We start from the raw sequence: 21132 nt of genomic DNA, 5'->3' as shown, positions 1-21132 counted from the left end.
CATTAAGCCTGCGGCACAGGTTCTTTCATATAATTACGGACATCCGTTAAATGACCTTCAATCGCAGCGGCCGCTGCCATCACAGGGGATACCAAATGCGTCATGGAACCGGCGCCTTGTCGCCCTTCAAAATTGCGGTTCGATGTGGAGGCACAGCGCTCTCCTGCCGGCACGGCATCCTCGTTCATCGCTAGGCACATGCTGCAGCCCGTTTCACGCCACTCAAAGCCCGCCTGCAAAAACACTGCATCAAGCCCTTCCGCTTCGGCAGCGCGCTTAACGGTCTCAGAGCCCGGTACGACAATCGCCGTGACCGCCGGATGCACGGTTCTGCCTTTAACGATTTCACCCGCTGCCCGCAAATCACTAAGGCGCGCATTCGTACACGATCCGATAAAGACGTGCTGGATAGCGATCGATGACAGCGGAGCGCCTTCTTCCAATTGCATATAAGCAAGCGCCTGGCGCAACGCGTCACGGTCTTCCTGCTTATCGTAATCCGCCGCTGTCGGCACGCGTTCAGCGATGCCTGAGCCCATCGATGGGTTGGTTCCCCATGTGACAAACGGGGAGATGTCGTCCGCATGAATAGTATGCGACACGTCATAGCTTGCGCCTTCGTCTGTCGCAAGCGCCAGCCAACGTTTCGCTTCGCGCTCGAACGCTTCGCCTTCCGGGACATTTCTTCTGCCGCGCAAATATTCGACCGTTGTTTCGTCTGGGCTTACAAGGCCGGCGCGTGCACCCGCTTCGATGGACATATTGCAGATGGTCATGCGTTCTTCCATCGATAAGTTGCGGATCGCTTCCCCGGTATATTCAATGATATGCCCCGTCCCCATGTCGACACCATAAGTTGAAATGATCGCAAGGATGATGTCCTTGGCCGATACGCCAAAGCCCAGTTCCCCGTCGATGCGGATTTCCATCGTTTTCGGCTTGGACTGCCAAAGCGTCTGTGTCGACAAGACATGTTCCACTTCACTCGTCCCGATGCCAAAAGCCAAAGCGCCGAATGCGCCGTGGGTAGAGGTATGGCTATCGCCGCAGACAATCGTCTTGCCGGGCTGCGTGAGGCCGAGTTCCGGGCCGATGACGTGGACGATGCCTTGGTCGGGGTGATTGATCCCCGCCAGCGGCACGCCGAACTCATCGCAGTTTTCCTGAAGCGTCTTGATTTGCTTGCGGGAAATCGGGTCCTTGATGACCGAGCGGTTGCGCGTCGGCACGTTATGATCCATCGTCGCAAAGCACAGATCCGGGCGCCGCACTTTCCGGCCATTCAAGCGCAAGCCTTCAAATGCCTGTGGCGAGGTGACTTCATGCAGGAGATGAAGATCGATATACAACAAGTCGGGTTTTCCCGGTTCTTCGAATACAATATGCTGTTCCCAGATTTTTTCAATAATCGTTTTTGCCATTGCAGAGTGCCCCTTCCATTTACACGTAGGAAAACATGATGTGTTCCGACACGAATTCCCGTTCCAATTCCTCGATGACTTTCTCTACGAAGCGTTCCGTCGAGATGACTTTATTGCCGCAAGCCGACAAATCGCCAGTGCAGTAGCCATCTTCCAATACGCTCATGACCGCATCTTCAATTGCCGATGCTTCTGAATCCATGCCGAATGATTGGCGCACCATCATCGCTGCCGACAAAATCGCTGCTGACGGGTTTGCTTTGTTTTGTCCGGCGATGTCCGGTGCCGAGCCGTGTACGGGTTCGTACAAGCCGAAGCCGTCTGAACGGATGCTCGCAGACGGCAGCATGCCGAGTGAACCGGTGATGACCGATGCTTCGTCGCTCAAGATATCGCCGAACATATTCTCCGTCACGACAACGTCGAACGCTCGTGGATTGGTGATTAATTTCATGGCCGCCGAATCGACTAACATGTGTTCAACTTCCACATCCGGATAGCCTGCCTTTCGTTCTTCAACGACTTTTCTCCAAAGCTTGCTGGACTCAAGGACATTCGCTTTGTCGACGGAAGCCAATTTGCCGCGGCGCGAACGGGCCATTTCAAATGCTTGGTCGACGATGCGTTCGATTTCCGCCCGCGTGTAGACAAGTGTATCGACCGCGGAATTTTCGTTATGGCGTTTTGGTTCACCGAAATACAAGCCGCCAGTCAATTCACGGACGATGACCATGTCCACTTCACGCGCGATGTCTTCTTTTAATGGGGAAGATCCGAGAAGTGCCGGTACCGCCTTGACAGGGCGGACGTTGGCAAACAAATCGAAGTGTTTGCGGATACTCAATAGCCCCTTTTCCGGGCGTTGTTCTGCGGGGTTTTGGTCCCATTTCGGGCCGCCTACCGCACCGAGGAGGATCGCATCGCTCGCTTCGCACGCTTCAACGGTTTCTTTCGGTAGCGGGCTGCCGAATTGATCGACTGCCGCTCCCCCGATGGCTGCGAATTTCCAATGGAATGTGTGGCCGTAGCGCATCGCAATGGATTTTAGCACCTTTACTGCCGCCTCTGTTACTTCTGGTCCGATGCCATCTCCTGGCAATACTGCGATTGTCTTTTCCATAGTAATTCCTCCTCTGTGGGTTTGCTTTTTATACTGCTTGGATTTTTGTTTTATTTCCCTGTTTCACGAGCTGGCGGTTCACTGCGTTGAAATAAGCTTTTGCGGTTGCTTCTAGTACGTCTTGTGCGACATCGCGCCCTGTAACGGTCTCGCCGTCATAGCTCATATTGATGACTGCTTCCCCGAGAGCATCACGGCCTTTGCCGATCGATGTCACGCGGTAGTCCAGGATATGCACTTTGCCGTCGACAATACGTTCAAGTGTGTTGAATATCGCTTCGACCGACCCTGAACCAGTGGCCGCTTCGTGGATTTGATTGCCGTCTGGGCCGATCGCTGATGCGGTCGCTGTCGGGATATTCGCTGTGCCGTACTGTACCTGCACGCTTTCAAGCTCGTAGACCGGCGTTTCGCTATCGTGGATTTGCTGGTCGGTCAATAGCACGAACAAATCGTCTTCGGTGATCTGTTTTTTGCGGTCGGCGAGTTTCTTGAATTCGATGAACGCTTCGTTCAATTTAGCGTCAGGCAATTCAAAGCCCATCTTCACCGCACGGTCGCGGAATGCGTGCCTGCCGGAATGTTTCCCTAGCACTAGTTCGGTTGCCGCATCGCCAATCAATTCCGGTGTGATGATTTCATACGTTAACGGGTTTTTCAGCATGCCGTCCTGGTGGATGCCTGATTCATGCGCAAAAGCATTCTTTCCGACAACCGCTTTATTCGGTTGGATGATGCTGCCGGTCAATTGGCTGACCAATTGGCTCGAGCGCTTGATTTCATTCAAATTAATGCCGGTTTCGATATTGTAAAATTGCTTGCGGATATGGAGCGCTACCGCAATTTCTTCCAATGCGACATTGCCTGCCCGTTCGCCGATGCCGTTAATCGTGCCTTCGACTTGTGTCGCGCCGTTTTCGATTGCTGCGAGCGTATTCGCCGTTGCCATCCCCAAATCGTTATGGCAGTGTGCCGACAACTTAACGTTCTCAATGCCCGGCACGTTTTCCGTCATATAACGGAACATCGCCCCGTACTCTTCCGGTGTCGCATAGCCGACTGTATCCGGCAAATTGACTGTCGTCGCGCCTGCTTCGATGACTTTCTTGATGATGTGTGCCAAGAATTCAGGGTCGGACCTTGAAGCATCTTCCGCCGACCACTGGACAAGCGGGAAGAACTTTTTCGCATACCGGACAGATTCAACAGCAATGTCGACGACCTGCTCCGGTGTTTTCATCAATTTATGTTCCATATGGATAGGAGAGGTCGCCAAGAAGATGTGGATATGCGGTTGTTCCGCACCCTTCAAGGCATCCCATGTCCGGTCGATATCCGCTTTCATGGAGCGGGACAGTCCCGTTACGATCGAGTTCTTCACGGTACCTGCGATCCGCTGCACTGCGTCGAAGTCTCCTGGCGATGAAGCCGGGAACCCCGATTCGATAATCGTCACCCCTAGACGTTCGAGCTGGCGGGCGATTTCGATTTTCTCAGCTGTATTCAAGTTGATCCCGGCCGACTGTTCTCCGTCCCGTAGTGTTGTATCGAAAATATCAATTTGAGACATTCGTAGCCACCTCTTTTGGTTTTTTGTTTTCATTGACGAATGGCATCATGGCGCGCAATTCGCGTCCGACTTGTTCGATTTGATGGTCCGCTTCGGCGTTTTCGATCGCCGTGAATTCCGGACGGTTCAATTGATTCTCCAGCAACCAGCCTTTGGCGAATTTACCGGTTTGGATATCCGTTAGCACGTCTTTCATGCGGGCTTTTGTATCGGCATCGACAATACGTGGGCCGGATACGAAGTCACCCCATTGCGCTGTGTCGGAGATCGAGTAGCGCATGCCGGACATGCCTCCTTCGTACATTAGGTCAACAATCAACTTCAGTTCATGCAAGCATTCAAAGTATGCCAGTTCCGGCTGATAGCCTGCTTCCACCAATGTCTCGAATCCGGCTTTGACGAGTGAAGTCACCCCGCCGCAAAGGACCGCTTGTTCACCGAATAGGTCGGTTTCCGTTTCTTCTTTAAACGTTGTCTCCAGAATCCCTGCACGAGCAGCGCCGACGCCTTTCGCGTACGCCAGAGCCGTATCTTTCGCATGGCCAGATACATCTTGGTGTACGGCGAACAATGCCGGTACGCCCGCTCCTGCTTCGAATGTTCTGCGGACAAGATGCCCCGGGCCTTTAGGAGCGACCAGGAAGACGTCCACATCTTTTGGTGGCACGATTTGGTTGAAATGAACATTGAAGCCATGTGCAAAGACGAGTGACTTTCCAGCCGTTAGATGCGGCTTGATCGACTCTTCGTAGATTTGTGTTTGGCGTTCATCCGGAACAAGCACCATGATGACGTCGCCTGCCTGTGCGGCTTCTGCGACTGTCGCTACTTCCAGGCCGTCTGCTTTTGCCTGGTCGAATGATTTGCCGGGTCTAACGCCAACTACCACTTTAAAACCTGAATCATTTAAGTTTTGCGCGTGTGCGTGCCCTTGTGAACCGTAACCGATCACCGCGATTGTCTGTCCTTTTAGAGCCTGGTCGTTTACGTCTTGGTTATAATACATTTTTGCCATTTTTAATTTCCTCCTCGAGTTTTGGGGTTTTGGTTTAAAGGATGTTCAATTGCGGTGTATGGGCTTTTTGTGTTTCTCTGACGAAAGCGGATACCCCGGTTCTTGTTAATTCTTTGATGCCGTATGGCTTCATCAAATCGATGAAGGCTTCAATTTTTTCAGGGTCGCCTGTCACTTGGAACGTGGTGACGTTTTTACTCATATCGACCACCGTCGCACGGAAGGGTTCGACAATGCTGTAAATTTCGCTGCGCGCTGCGGGTGGTGCGACCACCTTGATCAGCGCGAGTTCCCTCATGACCATCGCCTTATCGGTAATGTCATTGACTTTTAGCACATCAATCTGCTTTTGCAGCTGCTTGAGCAATTGCTCGAGCTTGCCTTTATCCTCAACGTTGACGACAAAAGTCATTTTGGAAATGCCTGCTTGCTCGGTATGTCCGACCGAAATGCTTTCAATATTAAATTGACGCTTCATCAACAATCCGGTGACCCGGTTCAAAACACCGCTTTGATTGATGACCGTTGTTGTGATTACTCGCTTCATTCGCCTTTCACCCCGATCATTTCGTTGAGCCCTTTGCCTGGCGCCACCATCGGATAGACGCATTCGAGCTGGATTACCCGGCAATCGATGAGCGCTGGGCCATCCGATTCAAACGCTTCTTTAAATACTGCTTCCGCTTCTTCCATCGTTTCGACTTTATAGCCGTCAATATCATAAGCGGCTGCCAGTTTCACAAAATCTGGCTGTACTGGCATCATCGATTGGGAATAACGTTCTTCGTAGAAGGTTTCTTGCCACTGGCGAACCATGCCAAGACTTTGGTTGTTCAAGATGACGATTTTTACCGGCAACCGGTATTCCTGCAATAGCGACAATTCCTGCAAAGTCATTTGGAATCCGGCATCGCCGACTACCGCTACAACCGTTTCTTCCGGCCTTGCGAACTTCGCCCCAATCGCTGCGGGAAAGCCAAAGCCCATCGTCCCAAGCCCGCCGGATGTCACCCAGTTATGCGGGTTGTTGAAGCGGTAATACTGAGCCGTCCACATTTGGTGTTGGCCGACATCCGTCGTAACGATCGCATCTCCCCCTGTCAACCGGTGGATTAATTCGACGGCTTGCTGAGGCATGATGCCAACGCGCTCTTTCTGGTGATACTGAAGCGGATAAGCTTCTTTGTAAGCATGAAGCTTGTTTCGCCATTCTGTTGTATTCGGGCTTTCGAAATTACTTTTCAATAGTTCCACTAAAGCGGCTTTGGCATCCGATACGATCGGGATGGCCGTCGGGACATTTTTCCCGATTTCCGCCGGGTCGATATCGACGTGAATGACTTCTGCATTCGGCGCGAATGATGCCAAATTGCCGGTGAGCCTGTCGTCGAAGCGGGCCCCGATGTTCATTAGCACGTCGCATTCACAAATGGCTGTATTCGCAGCATAAGTTCCGTGCATTCCACCCATTCCTAGGAACAATTCATGATCGCCACCGACTGTCCCGAGTCCGAGGAGCGTATTGACGATCGGAATTTGATGCTGTTCTGCAAAGGTGTGAAGCTCTTCAGAAGCTTTCGCAGCTAGTACTCCGGCACCGGCAAGGATCACCGGCTTTGTCGCCTTAGACAGCAATTGCACAGCTTTTTGGATCTGCAAGTAATTCGGCGAAATCGTCGGTTGGTACCCTGGCAAGTAGACATCTGCATCTGCCTGTTCTTCTTTTCCTGCGAATAAAGTAGTGGCGACGTCTTTTGGGATGTCGACAAGGACCGGTCCCGGGCGTCCTGTCGATGCGATGAAAAATGCCTCCTTAATGATACGCGGCAAATCTTCCGTTTTCTTTACTTGGTAATTATGTTTGGTGATTGGCTGAGTAATGCTGACAATATCCGCTTCCTGGAAAGCATCGGTCCCGATGACTGAAGTAGCAACTTGTCCAGTGAAGATGACAAGCGGCAAGGAATCGAGCATGGCATCCGCTATGCCGGTGACAAGGTTTGTCGCCCCTGGTCCAGAGGTAGCAATGACCACTCCTGTTTTCCCGGACACTCTAGCGTAGCCTTCCGCTGCATGGATAGCACCTTGTTCATGTCTTGCTAGTATGTGGCGGATGGGGTTTCGATGCAATGCATCGTAGATTGGCAAAACCGCACCTCCTGGGTAGCCAAAAATGATCTCAACACCTTGCTGTTTCAATGATTGAATTAATACATCCGCCCCGCTGCCGGCCAATTCCTGTTTGAGTTCTTCTCTGACTTTTACGTTTACTCCCAATCTTTCCGCCTCCTTTTACTTAAGCCTTTGGAAGTACCAAAATGAAAAAGCTTTTCCATCCCTACGCAAAGAAGACATCTTCTTTGCATAGGGATGAAAAAGCTTCATGGTACCACCCTATTTCACTGCGATTTGCAGCCTCTTGGATAATTTCTTATCCGCTGATAACGATAACCCGTCGCTTGCAGTCACCGGGAACACCTAAAGGGCCTTGGCCTTTCAGCATTCCACTCAGAGGGGATGTCGCATCTGGTAGCATTACCGGCTTCCACCGCCCCGGCTCTCTGTGAATGCTGTGTTCCATTTGCTTTAACCTCGTCATTGAATTGATCATATGAACTTATACTACGTTTAGATGTTCTTCGTTATACACTTTAACGCCGTCTTGCTGGACCAGCTCACGGAATGCTTCGAGAAGGTCGTTAGTGACTGGCCCTGGTTTTCCGTCACCAATTACGCGCCCGTCCACTTTGATGACAGCAATGACTTCTGCTGCTGTCCCTGTCAGGAATACTTCATCTGCCACATAAACATCGTGCCTTGTGAAGACGCCCTCTTCCATTTGGTAGCCCTTTTCCGCCGCCACTTCCATGATGGCGTTGCGGGTAATGCCTTCGAGCGCCCCTACATAACCGGGAGGCGTCAGCAATTTGTTTTTGCGGACGATGAAGATGTTGTCGGCCGATCCTTCAGCTACATAGCCCTGATCGTTCAGCATGAGTGCTTCAGAGACACCAGCAAGGCTTGCTTCGATCTTCACCAGGATGTTGTTCATATAGTTCAGCGATTTGACTTTCGGGCTAAGGACGTCTGAGCGGCTTCTTCTTGAAGCGACCGAGACGATTTCAATGCCGCTGTCGTACAAAGCTTTCGGGAATAAAGAAAGCGGCTCTGCGATGACGATGACGTTCGGCTCTGCACAGCTGAATGGGTCAAGCCCTAAATTCCCGACTCCGCGTGAGACGACTAAGCGGATATACGCATCCTTCAATTTATTCTGCCGGAGCGTTTCTACGACCAACTGAGTCATTTCGTCGAAAGTGTGCGGAATTTCAAGCATCACTGATTTAGCCGAATCGTAAAGGCGTTCTAGATGCTCTTCTAACCTAAAGACATTTCCGTTGTAAGAACGAATGCCTTCGAAGACTCCATCGCCATATAGAAAGCCATGATCATAAACTGAAATCTTGGCATCTTCTTTTTTTACAAATTCACCATTCATATAGATTACTTGTTCAGTCATGATGTCCACTTCTTTCTCCGAAATTTTTTAGGGGATTTGCGTTCCGAATGCTTTGCTCTGTTAAATTGTTGCTATCATATCGCCTATTCTACAGGGTGTCAACAAACAAAATGCGATTTTTCTACTAATTCTAAAGATTGAAATCTTTTGTATCCGTTTACATTGTTGTCACCGCGCGGTTTGAAATGTTTTTAAAAAAGTTTGAATATTTTATAGGAATGCGATATATTGCGTATGAAAATAAACAACTTTCTCCCGTTTCCTGTCTATGTAGCAGAATTCCGGTAGCAACAAAGTGAGATCTCCACAGTTCTGATGTCACGAAATGTTCACTCTTCATTTGGAAATGAACGCAAAAAAATCCCCTAACTCATTACGAGTTAGGGGATTTCGGCAATAGCGAATTACTTCTGGATAGAAGCTACAACGCCAGCGCCTACAGTACGTCCACCCTCACGGATAGAGAACTTAGTACCTTCTTCAAGAGCGATTGGTGAGATAAGCTCAACATCCATTTCGATGTTGTCGCCAGGCATAACCATTTCTACTCCTTCAGGAAGGTTACAAACGCCAGTTACGTCAGTTGTACGGAAGTAGAACTGCGGACGGTAGTTTGTGAAGAATGGAGTGTGACGTCCACCCTCTTCTTTTGAAAGAACATAAACTTCCGCTTTGAAAGTTGTATGTGGAGTGATTGAGCCTGGTTTAGCAAGAACTTGTCCACGTTGGATATCGTCACGGGAAACACCGCGAAGAAGTGCGCCAATGTTGTCGCCAGCTTCAGCATAGTCAAGCAATTTGCGGAACATTTCTACGCCTGTAACAGTTGTAGATTTAGCTTCTTCGTTGATACCGATGATGTCAACGTTGTCGCCAACTTTGATTTGTCCACGCTCAACACGGCCAGTTGCAACTGTACCACGGCCAGTGATTGAGAATACGTCCTCAACTGGCATCATGAATGGCTTGTCAGTGTCGCGTTCTGGAGTTGGGATGTACTCATCAACAGCAGCCATCAACTCAAGAATTTTTTCTTCCCACTCAGACTCTCCTTCAAGAGCTTTAAGAGCAGAACCTTTGATGACTGGGATGTCATCGCCAGGGAAGTCATATTCAGACAATAGGTCGCGAACTTCCATTTCAACTAGTTCAAGAAGCTCTTCGTCGTCTACCATGTCGCATTTGTTCATGAATACTACAAGGTAAGGTACGCCTACTTGACGTGAAAGCAAGATGTGCTCACGAGTTTGTGGCATTGGGCCGTCAGCAGCAGATACTACTAGGATCCCGCCGTCCATTTGTGCAGCGCCAGTGATCATGTTTTTAACATAGTCAGCGTGACCTGGGCAGTCAACGTGTGCATAGTGGCGTGTTTCAGTTTCGTACTCAACGTGAGAAGTGTTGATTGTGATACCGCGCTCTTTTTCTTCAGGTGCGTTATCGATTTGGTCGTAAGAACGAGCTTCCCCGCCTGATGCTCTTGCAAGAACTGTAGCGATTGCTGCAGTCAAAGTTGTTTTACCATGGTCAACGTGTCCGATTGTACCAATGTTAGCGTGTGTTTTAGAACGGTCAAATTTAGCTTTACCCATTAGAAAAATCCTCCTCAGAATGTAAGTTAATAGTAGTAGTTTGATGGCTCAAGCTGCCGAAAACAGCAGTTTGAGCATACAAACTATTTATACTTGATTAAAGGCCAAAATTCAATTATTGGCCTTTATTTTTTTTGATAATGTCTTCAGCGATAGATTTCGGCACTTCTTCGTAGTGGTCAAAGTGCATCGAGAACACACCGCGTCCTTGCGTGTTTGAACGCAAGTTTGTTGCGTAACCGAACATTTCAGAAAGTGGAACCATTGCACGGACAACTTGTGCGTTTCCGCGAGCGTCCATACCTTCTACGCGTCCACGGCGTGACGTAACGTCACCCATGATATCACCGAGGTATTCCTCAGGGATTACAACTTCAACTTTCATGATCGGCTCAAGGATTACCGGGTTAACTTTCGATACAGCGTTTTTCAGTGCCATAGAAGCAGCTACTTTAAATGCCATCTCGTTGGAGTCAACATCGTGGTAAGATCCGTCGAACAAACGTGCTTTAATGTCGACCAATGGATAACCGGCAACTACACCGTTATCAAGTGAGTCACGAAGACCCGCTTCAACTGCTGGGATGTATTCACGTGGAACAACACCACCGACAATTCCATTTTCGAACTCAAAGCCAGCGCCTTCTTCGTTTGGAGAGAACTCGATCCAAACGTGTCCGAACTGACCGCGACCACCGGATTGACGTACGAACTTCCCTTCAACTTTCGCAGACTGGCGGAATGTCTCACGGTAAGATACCTGAGGAGCTCCGACGTTTGCGTCAACGTTGAATTCGCGTCTCATACGGTCAACTAGGATATCAAGGTGAAGCTCACCCATACCCGCGATGATTGTTTGACCAGTTTCCTGGTCTGTGTGCGCACGGAAAGTTGGGTCTTCTTCTTGCAATTTCGCAAGGGCTTGGCCCATCTTGTCTTGGTCCGCTTTGGATTTCGGCTCTACTGAAAGTGAGATAACCGGTTCCGGGAAGACCATGCGCTCAAGGATTACTTGATCTTTTTCGTCGCACAATGTATCGCCTGTAGAAGTATCTTTTAGGCCGATCGCAGCAGCGATATCCCCGCAATATACTTCAGCGATTTCTTCGCGGGAGTTAGCGTGCATTTGCAGGATACGTCCTACGCGCTCACGCTTGCCTTTTGAAGAGTTTTGTACGTACGAACCAGATTTCAACGTACCAGAGTAAACACGGAAGAACGTCAATTTCCCTACATATGGGTCTGTCATTACTTTAAATGCCAGAGCAGAGAAAGGCTCGTCTTCAGATGCTTTACGCAATACTTCTTCGTCTGAATCCGGACGAAGTGCTGTCATTGGCGGTACATCTAGTGGTGATGGGAGGTAATCAATTACTGCATCAAGCATCAATTGAACCCCTTTGTTTTTGAAAGCAGTTCCGCAAACTACTGGATAGAACTCAACGTCAAGCGTTCCTTTACGGATTGCAGCTTTAAGTTCATCGACAGTAATTTCTTCGCCACCAAGGTATTTTTCCATCAAGTCTTCATCAAGCTCAGCAACGCCTTCGAGTAGTTTCGTGTGCCACTCGTCAGCAAGCTCCTTGTACTCTTCAGGAATTTCGCCTTCAGTGATTTCAGTTCCCAAATCGTTCGCATAGAAGCGCGCGTTCATGTTTACAAGGTCAATGATCCCTGAGAACTCGTCTTCTGCGCCGATTGGCAATTGAATTGGGTGTGCGTTAGCTTGCAGGCGATCGTGAAGAGTGCCTACTGAATACAAGAAGTCTGCGCCGATTTTATCCATTTTGTTGATGAATACAAGACGCGGTACTCCGTATGTTGTCGCTTGACGCCATACTGTTTCTGTTTGCGGCTCAACGCCTGATTGGGCATCAAGAACCGTTACAGCACCATCAAGTACGCGCAGTGAACGTTCAACTTCAACTGTAAAGTCTACGTGTCCTGGAGTATCGATGATGTTAACACGGTGGCCTTCCCATGAAGCTGTTGTCGCAGCAGATGTGATCGTGATTCCACGCTCTTGCTCCTGCTCCATCCAGTCCATTTGTGAAGCACCTTCGTGCGTTTCGCCGATTTTGTGGATACGGCCTGTGTAATACAAAATACGCTCCGTAGTAGTCGTTTTACCGGCATCGATGTGAGCCATGATTCCGATATTACGTGTATGGTCTAAGGAGAACTCTCTAGGCATATGGTCTTTCTCCTTCCGTCTCGAAATAAGATTTTAAGTTTCGCAAGAATTTACCAGCGGTAATGAGCAAATGCTTTGTTGGCTTCTGCCATTTTGTGGATATCTTCACGTTTTTTGACGGAAGCACCAGTGTTGTTGGCAGCATCTAGGATTTCGTTGGCTAGACGCTCTTCCATAGTTTTTTCCCCACGTAGACGTGAGTAGTTCACTAGGTAGCGAAGTCCAAGAGTCGTACGGCGTTCTGGACGAACTTCAACTGGTACTTGATAGTTAGCTCCACCAACACGGCGAGCGCGAACTTCAAGAACTGGCATGATGTTTTCCAAAGCTTGTTCGAATACTTCGATTGGATCTTTCCCGCTGCGTTCTTTAATTAGTTCGAACGCACCGTAGAGGATCTTTTGTGAAGTACCTCTTTTTCCGTCAACCATCATTTTGTTAATCAAACGAGTTACCAATTTCGAACTATAAATCGGATCTGGCAACACGTCACGTTTAGCTACAGGACCTTTACGAGGCATGTATGTTCCTCCTTTCAACGAAAACTTTCGTTAATTCATTGTTGTTATTTTTTAGCTTTAGGGCGTTTTGTTCCGTATTTAGAGCGTCCTTGCATACGGCCGTTTACTCCAGCAGTATCAAGTGCTCCGCGTACAACGTGGTAACGTACACCCGGAAGGTCTTTTACGCGACCTCCGCGGATAAGAACAACACTGTGCTCTTGAAGGTTGTGACCTTCGCCGCCGATGTATGCATTGACCTCAATTTGGTTTGTCAAACGTACACGCGCATATTTACGCAATGCGGAGTTTGGTTTTTTCGGTGTCATCGTTCCAACACGTGTGCAGACGCCGCGTTTTTGTGGAGCGCTCAAGTTAGTCTGTGCTTTCTTGAAGCTGTTATACCCCTTGTTCAACGCTGGTGAGTCTGATTTAGTGCTTTTTGGTTTACGAGGCTTGTTAACCAATTGGTTAATTGTAGGCATCGATTTTTCCTCCTCTCAAAAGGTGTTCTAATACCACATATCCAGGTGGTTCATTTTTGGGTAAAAAACAAAGTCTTTGTGATTTCACACAAAAACCGGTATCCAGTAATGCCATGGCGGCTACATCCAGCAAAGCTGAACGCTTTTACTGTTTTTGCTTCGTACCTGACGATCATGTTCCTGACATGCAAAGATCGATAATCATCAACCCTTAATATACTATCATTCACTATGCGTTACTGTCAACCAAAAATCAAAAAAAATCCCAGAGAGCGCATTGCTCTCTAGGAATAGTTTTACTAGCTTATGATTCGCTTCCGACGATCTCTTCTTGCTGGGCTTTTTCGCTTTGCTCGATTTCGATCTGACGGTAACGTTGCATACCAGTCCCCGCAGGAACCAATTTCCCGATAATGACATTCTCTTTCAATCCGAGAAGCTCATCGCGTTTTCCCTTAATCGCCGCATCGGTAAGGACACGAGTCGTCTCTTGGAAGGACGCAGCAGACAAGAACGATTCTGTTTCTAGGGAAGCTTTCGTGATCCCGAGAATGACAGGTCGGCTAGTTGCTGGCATATTGCCAGCAAGCACTGCTTTTTCATTTGCTTCTGTGAACTGGTGAATATCAAGAAGAGAACCTGGCAGCAAGTCGGTATCTCCGGCTTCAATGACGCGGACTTTACGGAACATTTGACGGACCATAACTTCAACGTGTTTATCGCCGATTTCTACCCCTTGCATGCGGTAAACTTTTTGAACTTCTTTCAATAGATACAATTGAACAGATTGGACTTCTTTAACCTGAAGCAATTGCTTCGGATCAATAGAACCGTCTGTCAGCACTTCACCGCGCTGGATTGTATCATCTACTTGAACTTTCAAACGGGCATTGTAAGGTGCCAAGTATTTGCGTGTTTCCACATCGCCTTGAATCGTGATTTCCTTCTGGCCTTCGCGAATTTCATCAACCTCGGTAATCGTACCCGTGATTTCAGAGATAACCGCTTGCCCTTTTGGATTTCTGGATTCGAAGATTTCTTGGATACGCGGCAGACCTTGTGTGATATCGTCTCCTGCTACACCGCCTGTGTGGAATGTACGCATCGTAAGCTGTGTACCCGGCTCTCCGATAGACTGGGCAGCGATGATTCCGACTGCTTCGCCAACTTCCACTTCGTCGCCTGTTGCAAGGTTTGTACCATAGCACTTTTTGCAAATGCCGTGTTTAGTATTACACGTGAAGGCAGAGCGGATCGTCACTTCTTTGATGCCGGCTTCGATTACGAGGCGAGCCAAATCTTGTGTGATGAGTGCGTCTCTCTCTACAATCACTGCTTTTGTTTCTGGATGACGTACCGTCTTCTTAGCATGACGGCCAACGATCCGTTCTTCTAGCTCTTCGATAACTTCCGTACCTTCCATAAGCGCTCCTACAAGCAAGCCACGGTCCGTTCCGCAATCATTTTCGCGTACGATTGCATCTTGTGCAACGTCCACGAGACGACGAGTCAAGTAACCGGAGTCAGCTGTTTTCAGTGCTGTATCGGCAAGACCTTTACGTGCACCGTGAGTCGAGATGAAGTATTCGAGTACTGTCAAACCTTCACGGAAGGAAGATTTGATTGGAAGTTCGATAATGCGGCCGGCCGGGTTGGCCATGAGTCCGCGCATACCCGCAAGCTGCGTGAAGTTGGACGCGTTACCACGCGCTCCAGAGTCACTCATCATGTAAATCGGGTTCAGCGTATCAAGGGATGCCATCAGTTTTTCCTGAATGATATCTTTCGCAGTGCTCCAATAAGAGATAACGCGTGTGTAGCGCTCTTCTTCCGTGATCAAACCACGGCGGAATTGCTTCATCACTTTATCTACATTGCTTTGGGCTTCTACTAGAATTTCACCTTTATCAGGCAAAACGACGATATCCGCCACACCAACCGTGATGCCGGCTTGTGTAGAATATTTAAATCCAAGGCTCTTCATGCGGTCAAGCATCCGTGAAGTTTCCGTAATATGGAAACGCTTGAACACTTCTGCGATGATTTCCCCAAGAATTTTCTTCTTAAACGGTGTTACAAGCTCTGATTCCTGAATATGCTTACGAACATCTGTCGTCGTTGGGACGAAGTATTTCGCTGGCGTTTCCACTTGCAGGTTGTAATCCGTTGGTTCGTTGATATAAGGGAACGATTTCGGAAGAATTTCGTTGAAAATCACTTTTCCGACTGTCGTCAGAAGAAGCATTTTATTTTGTTCTTCCGTAAATGTTGGGTTGCTCACTGATCCAGCTTGAATCGCAATACGCGTATGCAAGTGAACGTGACCCGTTTGATAAGCAATCAATACTTCTTCAGGTCCAGAGAACGTTGCTCCTTCGCCTGTCGCGCCTTTGCGCTCGAGCGTTAGGTAGTAGTTCCCAAGAACCATATCCTGAGAAGGTGTAACGACCGGTTTTCCATCTTTCGGGTTCAAGATGTTCTGTGCTGCGAGCATGAGAAGACGAGCTTCCGCTTGCGCTTCAGACGACAGCGGTACGTGAACAGCCATTTGGTCACCATCAAAGTCGGCGTTATAAGCCGTACATACGAGTGGGTGAAGGCGAATAGCCTTACCTTCAACAAGTGTCGGTTCAAATGCTTGGATCCCAAGTCTGTGAAGTGTCGGTGCGCGGTTCAAGAGAACCGGATGCTCCTTGATGACATCTTCCAGCACGTCCCAAACTTCCGAATGGAGACGTTCGATTTTGCGTTTCGCGCTCTTGATGTTGTGCGCGAGTCCGCGTTCCACCAATTCTTTCATAACGAACGGCTTAAAGAGTTCAATTGCCATGCCTTTAGGCAATCCGCATTGATACATCTTCAAGTTTGGTCCTACAACGATTACAGAACGTCCAGAATAATCGACACGTTTTCCGAGCAAGTTTTGACGGAAACGTCCTTGTTTCCCTTTCAACATATGAGAAAGAGATTTCAACGGACGGTTACCAGGACCTGTAACTGGACGGCCGCGACGACCGTTGTCGATCAATGCATCAACAGCTTCTTGAAGCATGCGTTTTTCGTTTTGGACGATGATGCTTGGTGCACCAAGGTCAAGCAAACGCTTGAGGCGGTTGTTGCGGTTAATGACACGGCGGTAAAGGTCGTTCAAGTCGGAAGTCGCAAAACGGCCACCGTCAAGTTGGACCATCGGACGCAATTCTGGCGGGATGACAGGAAGTACATCCAAGATCATCCAATCCGGGTTGTTTCCAGAGTTACGGAAAGATTCTACTACTTCAAGGCGTTTGATCGCACGCGTACGGCGCTGGCCTTGAGCAGATTTAAGTTCTTCTTTCAACGCATCTGTTTCACGTTCCAAGTCGATTTCCTGAAGCAGGCGTTTGATTGCTTCAGCACCCATCGCTGCTTGGAATTTCTTGCCGAATTTATCGCGATATGCACGATATTCTTTTTCGGAAAGCAATTGTTTTTTCTCGAGCGGCGTATCCGCTGGATCAATGACTACGTAAGAAGCAAAGTAGATCACTTCTTCCAAAGAACGCGGGGACATATCTAAGATAAGGCCCATACGGCTTGGGATTCCTTTGAAATACCAAATATGGGAAACCGGTGCTGCAAGCTCGATATGGCCCATGCGCTCACGGCGCACTTTTGAGCGGGTTACTTCGACGCCACAGCGGTCACAGACGACACCTTTATAACGGACGCGTTTGTATTTTCCGCAATGGCATTCCCAGTCTTTAGTAGGACCGAAAATACGTTCACAGAACAAACCATCTTTTTCAGGCTTTAACGTACGGTAGTTGATTGTTTCTGGCTTTTTGACTTCCCCATAGGACCATGAGCGAATTTTATCGGGTGATGCTAATCCGATTTTCATATACTCAAAATTATTTACATCTATCAAGGAGCCTACCTCCCTTTTGTCTCGAGTTTCTGTACGGCTCTTCCTCGTTTATGGCTGAATCGATAAGTTTCCGCCCGGCAAAATGCTGGGCGGTTTCTTCTATATATACTTTATTCAATCGTGCCTACTGGTGATTCTTCGTCCGCAATCGGCAAGATATTCAGCGAATCCGCCGGCTGAAGATCGTCTTCTTCATCCAAATCGCGCAATTCGATTTCTTCGTCGTCGATTGTGAGCATTTTAACGTCCATGCCCAAGCTTTGAAGCTCTTTGATCAATACTTTGAATGATTCCGGAACGCTCGGTTCTGGAACACTTTCACCTTTGACAATCGCTTCGTACGTTTTCACACGGCCGACAACATCATCCGATTTAACAGTCAAGATTTCTTGGAGTGTATGAGCGGCACCATATGCTTCTAGTGCCCAAACTTCCATCTCCCCGAAACGCTGACCGCCAAACTGTGCTTTACCGCCAAGTGGCTGTTGCGTTACAAGCGAGTAAGGGCCAGTAGAACGTGCATGGAGTTTATCGTCAACCATGTGTGCCAGTTTGATCATATACATGATTCCGACAGAAACACGGTTGTCAAATGGTTCACCTGAACGGCCATCATAAAGGATGGTTTTACCGTCGCGCGGCATTCCAGCTTCTTCCATCGTCTCCCAAACATCTTCTTCATTAGCGCCATCAAATACGGATGATGCCATGTGAAGGCCTAGAGAACGGGAAGCCATACCCAGGTGAAGCTCAAGTACCTGTCCGATATTCATACGGGACGGTACACCAAGCGGGTTCAACATGATGTCGATTGGTGTGCCATCAGGCATGAACGGCATATCTTCTTCAGGCAAAATGCGGGAGATAACACCTTTGTTACCATGGCGTCCGGCCATCTTATCCCCAACGGAGATTTTCCGTTTTTGGACAATATAAGCACGGACCAATTGGTTAACACCCGGTGGCAATTCATCTCCGTCTTCACGATTGAAGATCTTCACATCAAGTACGATTCCGCCTGCACCGTGAGGCACACGCAAGGACGTATCACGTACTTCACGTGCTTTTTCACCGAAGATTGCATGAAGCAGACGTTCTTCTGCAGTCAATTCCGTAACCCCTTTTGGCGTTACTTTACCCACGAGGATATCACCGTCTTTTACTTCAGCACCGACACGGATAATGCCGCGGTCGTCTAAGTTGCGCAATGCATCTTCACCGACGTTAGGAATATCACGCGTGATTTCTTCAGGCCCGAGCTTTGTATCACGAGAGTCTGATTCGTATTCTTCGATATGAACAGATGTATAGACATCATCTTTAACAAGGCGCTCACTCATGATGATCGCATCCTCATAGTTAAAGCCATCCCAAGTCATGAAGCCGACAAGCACGTTACGGCCAAGCGCCATTTCACCGCGCTCCATTGAAGGTCCATCAGCTAAGATATCGCGTTTTTCGACGCGGTCGCCGACTTTGACAATCGGACGCTGGTTGTAGCTGGTCCCTTGGTTAGAACGAATGAATTTTTGCAGACGGTACGTATCCACGTCGCCTTTGACTTCATTGCCTTCTACGTTTTCGATGCGGCGAACACGAATCTCTTTCGCTTCAACGAATTCAACAATTCCGCCATGCTTAGCAATAACAGCAGCGCCTGAATCACGCGCAGCCAAATGCTCCATGCCTGTTCCGACAAACGGTGCTTCTGGATTTAATAGAGGCACAGCTTGACGCTGCATGTTCGCTCCCATCAATGCTCGGTTGGAGTCATCGTTTTCAAGGAAAGGAATACATGCAGTTGCAACGGACACGACTTGCTTAGGAGAGACGTCCATGTAATCGATGCTCGAACGGCTATACACAGTGTTTTCACCGCGGAAGCGTGCAACGACTTCTTCTTCTACAAACGAGCCGTCATCATTCAAACGGGAATTCGCCTGAGCGACTACATAGTTATCTTCTTCATCAGCCGTTAAGTAATCGATTTGGTCGGTGACTTTATTCGTCTCCGGGTCGACGCGGCGATAAGGTGTTTCGATAAAGCCGAATTTATTCACTTTCGCAAATGTCGAAAGCGTATTGATCAAGCCAATGTTCGGGCCCTCAGGCGTTTCGATCGGGCACATACGGCCATAGTGGGAGTAGTGAACGTCACGGACTTCAAAGCCAGCGCGCTCACGCGTCAAACCACCGGGTCCAAGTGCAGATAGACGGCGTTTGTGCGTCAACTCTGCAAGCGGATTCGTTTGGTCCATGAACTGAGACAATTGAGAACTGCCGAAGAACTCTTTAATCGATGCAATAACCGGACGGATATTGATCAATTGCTGCGGTACGATCGATTGGGTATCATTGATCGACATACGTTCGCGTACCACACGTTCCATACGGGACAAACCGATACGGAATTGGTTCTGCAGAAGTTCGCCGACTGAGCGCAGACGACGGTTACCCAAGTGGTCAATATCATCTGTATTGCCGACGCCATGCAGCAAGTTGAAGAAATAGCTGATAGACGAAATGATATCTGCAGGTGTTACGTTTTTAATTTTATCTTCGATATATGCATTGCTGATGACGGTGATTTCTTTTTGCTCATCGTCATTCGGCGCATAAATTTTAATGGACTGTAGGGTGACGTCGTCTTCTAGCACGCCTCCTGCTTGGGAAACGGTATGGAACCCAACGCCGTTCTCCAAATTAGGGATCAGGCGGTCAAGAACGCGGCGGTCGATAACAGTGCCAGCTTCTACTAAAATCTCGCCCGTTTCAGGATCGACGAGTGTTTCTGCAATCGTCTGATTGAACAAGCGGTTTTTAATATGAAGCTTTTTGTTCATCTTGTAACGGCCGACATTTGCCAAGTCATAGCGTTTTGGGTCGAAGAAACGCGAGTAAAGTAAGCTCTTAGCGCTCTCTACTGTCGGCGGCTCTCCCGGGCGAAGACGCTCGTAAATTTCAAGAAGCGCTTTTTCCGTGTTTTCGGTGTTATCTTTTTCCAAAGTGTTCTGCAAATACTCGTTATCTCCGAGTAATTCAATGATTTCCTGATCGGAACCAAAGCCTAGCGCACGCAATAGAACCGTTACTGGCAATTTACGTGTGCGATCGATGCGTACATAGACGACATCTTTTGCGTCGGTTTCATACTCAAGCCATGCACCACGGTTTGGAATAACAGTAGCACCAAAACCTCGTTTGCCATTTTTGTCAGTCTTGTCATGGAAATAGACACTTGGCGAGCGGACTAATTGTGAAACGATGACGCGTTCTGCGCCGTTGATGACGAAAGTACCAGTTTCTGTCATCAATGGGAAATCACCCATGAAGACATCTTGTTCTTTCACTTCATCCGTTTCTTTGTTGTGAAGACGCACTTTTACGCGTAGTGGTGCAGCGTAAGTGACGTCCCGTTCTTTCGATTCATCCACCGGGTACTTAGGATCTGCTAAGCTGTAGTCGACGAATTCCAAGGAAAGGTTTCCTGTGAAATCTTCGATTGGTGAAATGTCGCGGAACATTTCACGTAGCCCCTCTTCTAAGAACCATTCGTAAGATGACGATTGGATCTCAATCAGATTCGGGAGATCTAGAACTTCACTGATTCTCGAAAAACTTCTGCGTTGACGATGCTGACCGTACTGAACTAGTTGACCTGTCAACTTATTCACCCCTCAATAAAACGATTATAGGACTTTGCGATATCTGTAAAATAGTGTATGATATCGAAAAGACAAAAAGAAAACGAGACCGCATATGAGCTCATTTTCGGTTTACACATGTTAAAACTGGCCGCCATGCT

General features: G+C 48.4%; 13 protein-coding genes. All 13 read right to left on the bottom strand.

From position 1 onward, the window contains the following. Nucleotides 1-2: 2 nt before the first annotated feature. The gene (leuC, locus tag AY633_RS15890; protein WP_068489159.1) at nt 3-1421 is read right to left on the bottom strand and encodes a 3-isopropylmalate dehydratase large subunit; all 1419 of its coding nucleotides are present in this window, start codon (nt 1419-1421) and stop codon (nt 3-5) included. A gap of 19 nt (nt 1422-1440) precedes the next feature. Beyond that, nucleotides 1441-2541: a 3-isopropylmalate dehydrogenase gene (leuB, locus tag AY633_RS15885; RefSeq protein WP_068489158.1), complete on the bottom strand. Its 1101-nt coding sequence runs from the start codon at nt 2539-2541 to the stop codon at nt 1441-1443. Nucleotides 2542-2569: 28 nt separating this feature from the next. Further along, entirely contained in the window at nt 2570-4111 is a 1542-nt protein-coding gene (locus AY633_RS15880) for a 2-isopropylmalate synthase (RefSeq protein ID WP_068489157.1), read from the bottom strand. After that, entirely contained in the window at nt 4098-5126 is a 1029-nt protein-coding gene (gene ilvC, locus AY633_RS15875; protein ID WP_068489156.1) for a ketol-acid reductoisomerase, read from the bottom strand. Before ilvC ends, AY633_RS15880 begins: the two co-directional genes overlap by 14 nt. A gap of 34 nt (nt 5127-5160) precedes the next feature. After that, nucleotides 5161-5673, bottom strand: coding sequence for an acetolactate synthase small subunit (gene ilvN / locus AY633_RS15870; RefSeq protein ID WP_058382171.1), 513 nt, complete (start codon nt 5671-5673; stop codon nt 5161-5163). Then, nucleotides 5670-7403, bottom strand: a complete 1734-nt coding sequence (ilvB, locus tag AY633_RS15865) for a biosynthetic-type acetolactate synthase large subunit (RefSeq protein ID WP_068489155.1) — start codon at nt 7401-7403, stop codon at nt 5670-5672. The genes ilvN and ilvB overlap by 4 nt, the downstream gene beginning before the upstream one ends. Nucleotides 7404-7743: 340 nt before the next feature. Further along, nucleotides 7744-8646, bottom strand: coding sequence for a branched-chain-amino-acid transaminase (gene ilvE, locus AY633_RS15860; RefSeq protein WP_068489154.1), 903 nt, complete (start codon nt 8644-8646; stop codon nt 7744-7746). 404 nt (nt 8647-9050) lie between these two features. Continuing rightward, nucleotides 9051-10238, bottom strand: a complete 1188-nt coding sequence (gene tuf / locus AY633_RS15855; protein WP_068489153.1) for an elongation factor Tu — start codon at nt 10236-10238, stop codon at nt 9051-9053. A gap of 115 nt (nt 10239-10353) precedes the next feature. Further along, nucleotides 10354-12432 carry an elongation factor G gene (fusA, locus tag AY633_RS15850; RefSeq protein WP_068489152.1) on the bottom strand — a complete coding sequence of 693 codons (2079 nt, stop codon included), beginning with the start codon at nt 12430-12432 and terminating at the stop codon, nt 10354-10356. A 50-nt stretch (nt 12433-12482) separates the two neighbouring features. Next, nucleotides 12483-12953 carry a 30S ribosomal protein S7 gene (rpsG, locus tag AY633_RS15845; protein WP_068489151.1) on the bottom strand — a complete coding sequence of 157 codons (471 nt, stop codon included), beginning with the start codon at nt 12951-12953 and terminating at the stop codon, nt 12483-12485. Nucleotides 12954-12997: 44 nt separating this feature from the next. Further along, a complete protein-coding gene (gene rpsL / locus AY633_RS15840) occupies nt 12998-13417 on the bottom strand; it encodes a 30S ribosomal protein S12 (RefSeq protein WP_068459672.1) in 420 nt (139 codons plus the stop codon). Nucleotides 13418-13721: 304 nt separating this feature from the next. After that, nucleotides 13722-17327: a DNA-directed RNA polymerase subunit beta' gene (gene rpoC / locus AY633_RS15835; RefSeq protein WP_068489150.1), complete on the bottom strand. Its 3606-nt coding sequence runs from the start codon at nt 17325-17327 to the stop codon at nt 13722-13724. 110 nt (nt 17328-17437) lie between these two features. Next, nucleotides 17438-20992, bottom strand: a complete 3555-nt coding sequence (rpoB, locus tag AY633_RS15830; protein WP_068459667.1) for a DNA-directed RNA polymerase subunit beta — start codon at nt 20990-20992, stop codon at nt 17438-17440. Nucleotides 20993-21132: the final 140 nt, after the last annotated feature.

This window comes from Planococcus maritimus (assembly GCF_001592825.1).
Taxonomy (GTDB): domain Bacteria; phylum Bacillota; class Bacilli; order Bacillales_A; family Planococcaceae; genus Planococcus; species Planococcus maritimus_C.
This window is presented reverse-complemented; position numbering and strand designations above follow the sequence as displayed.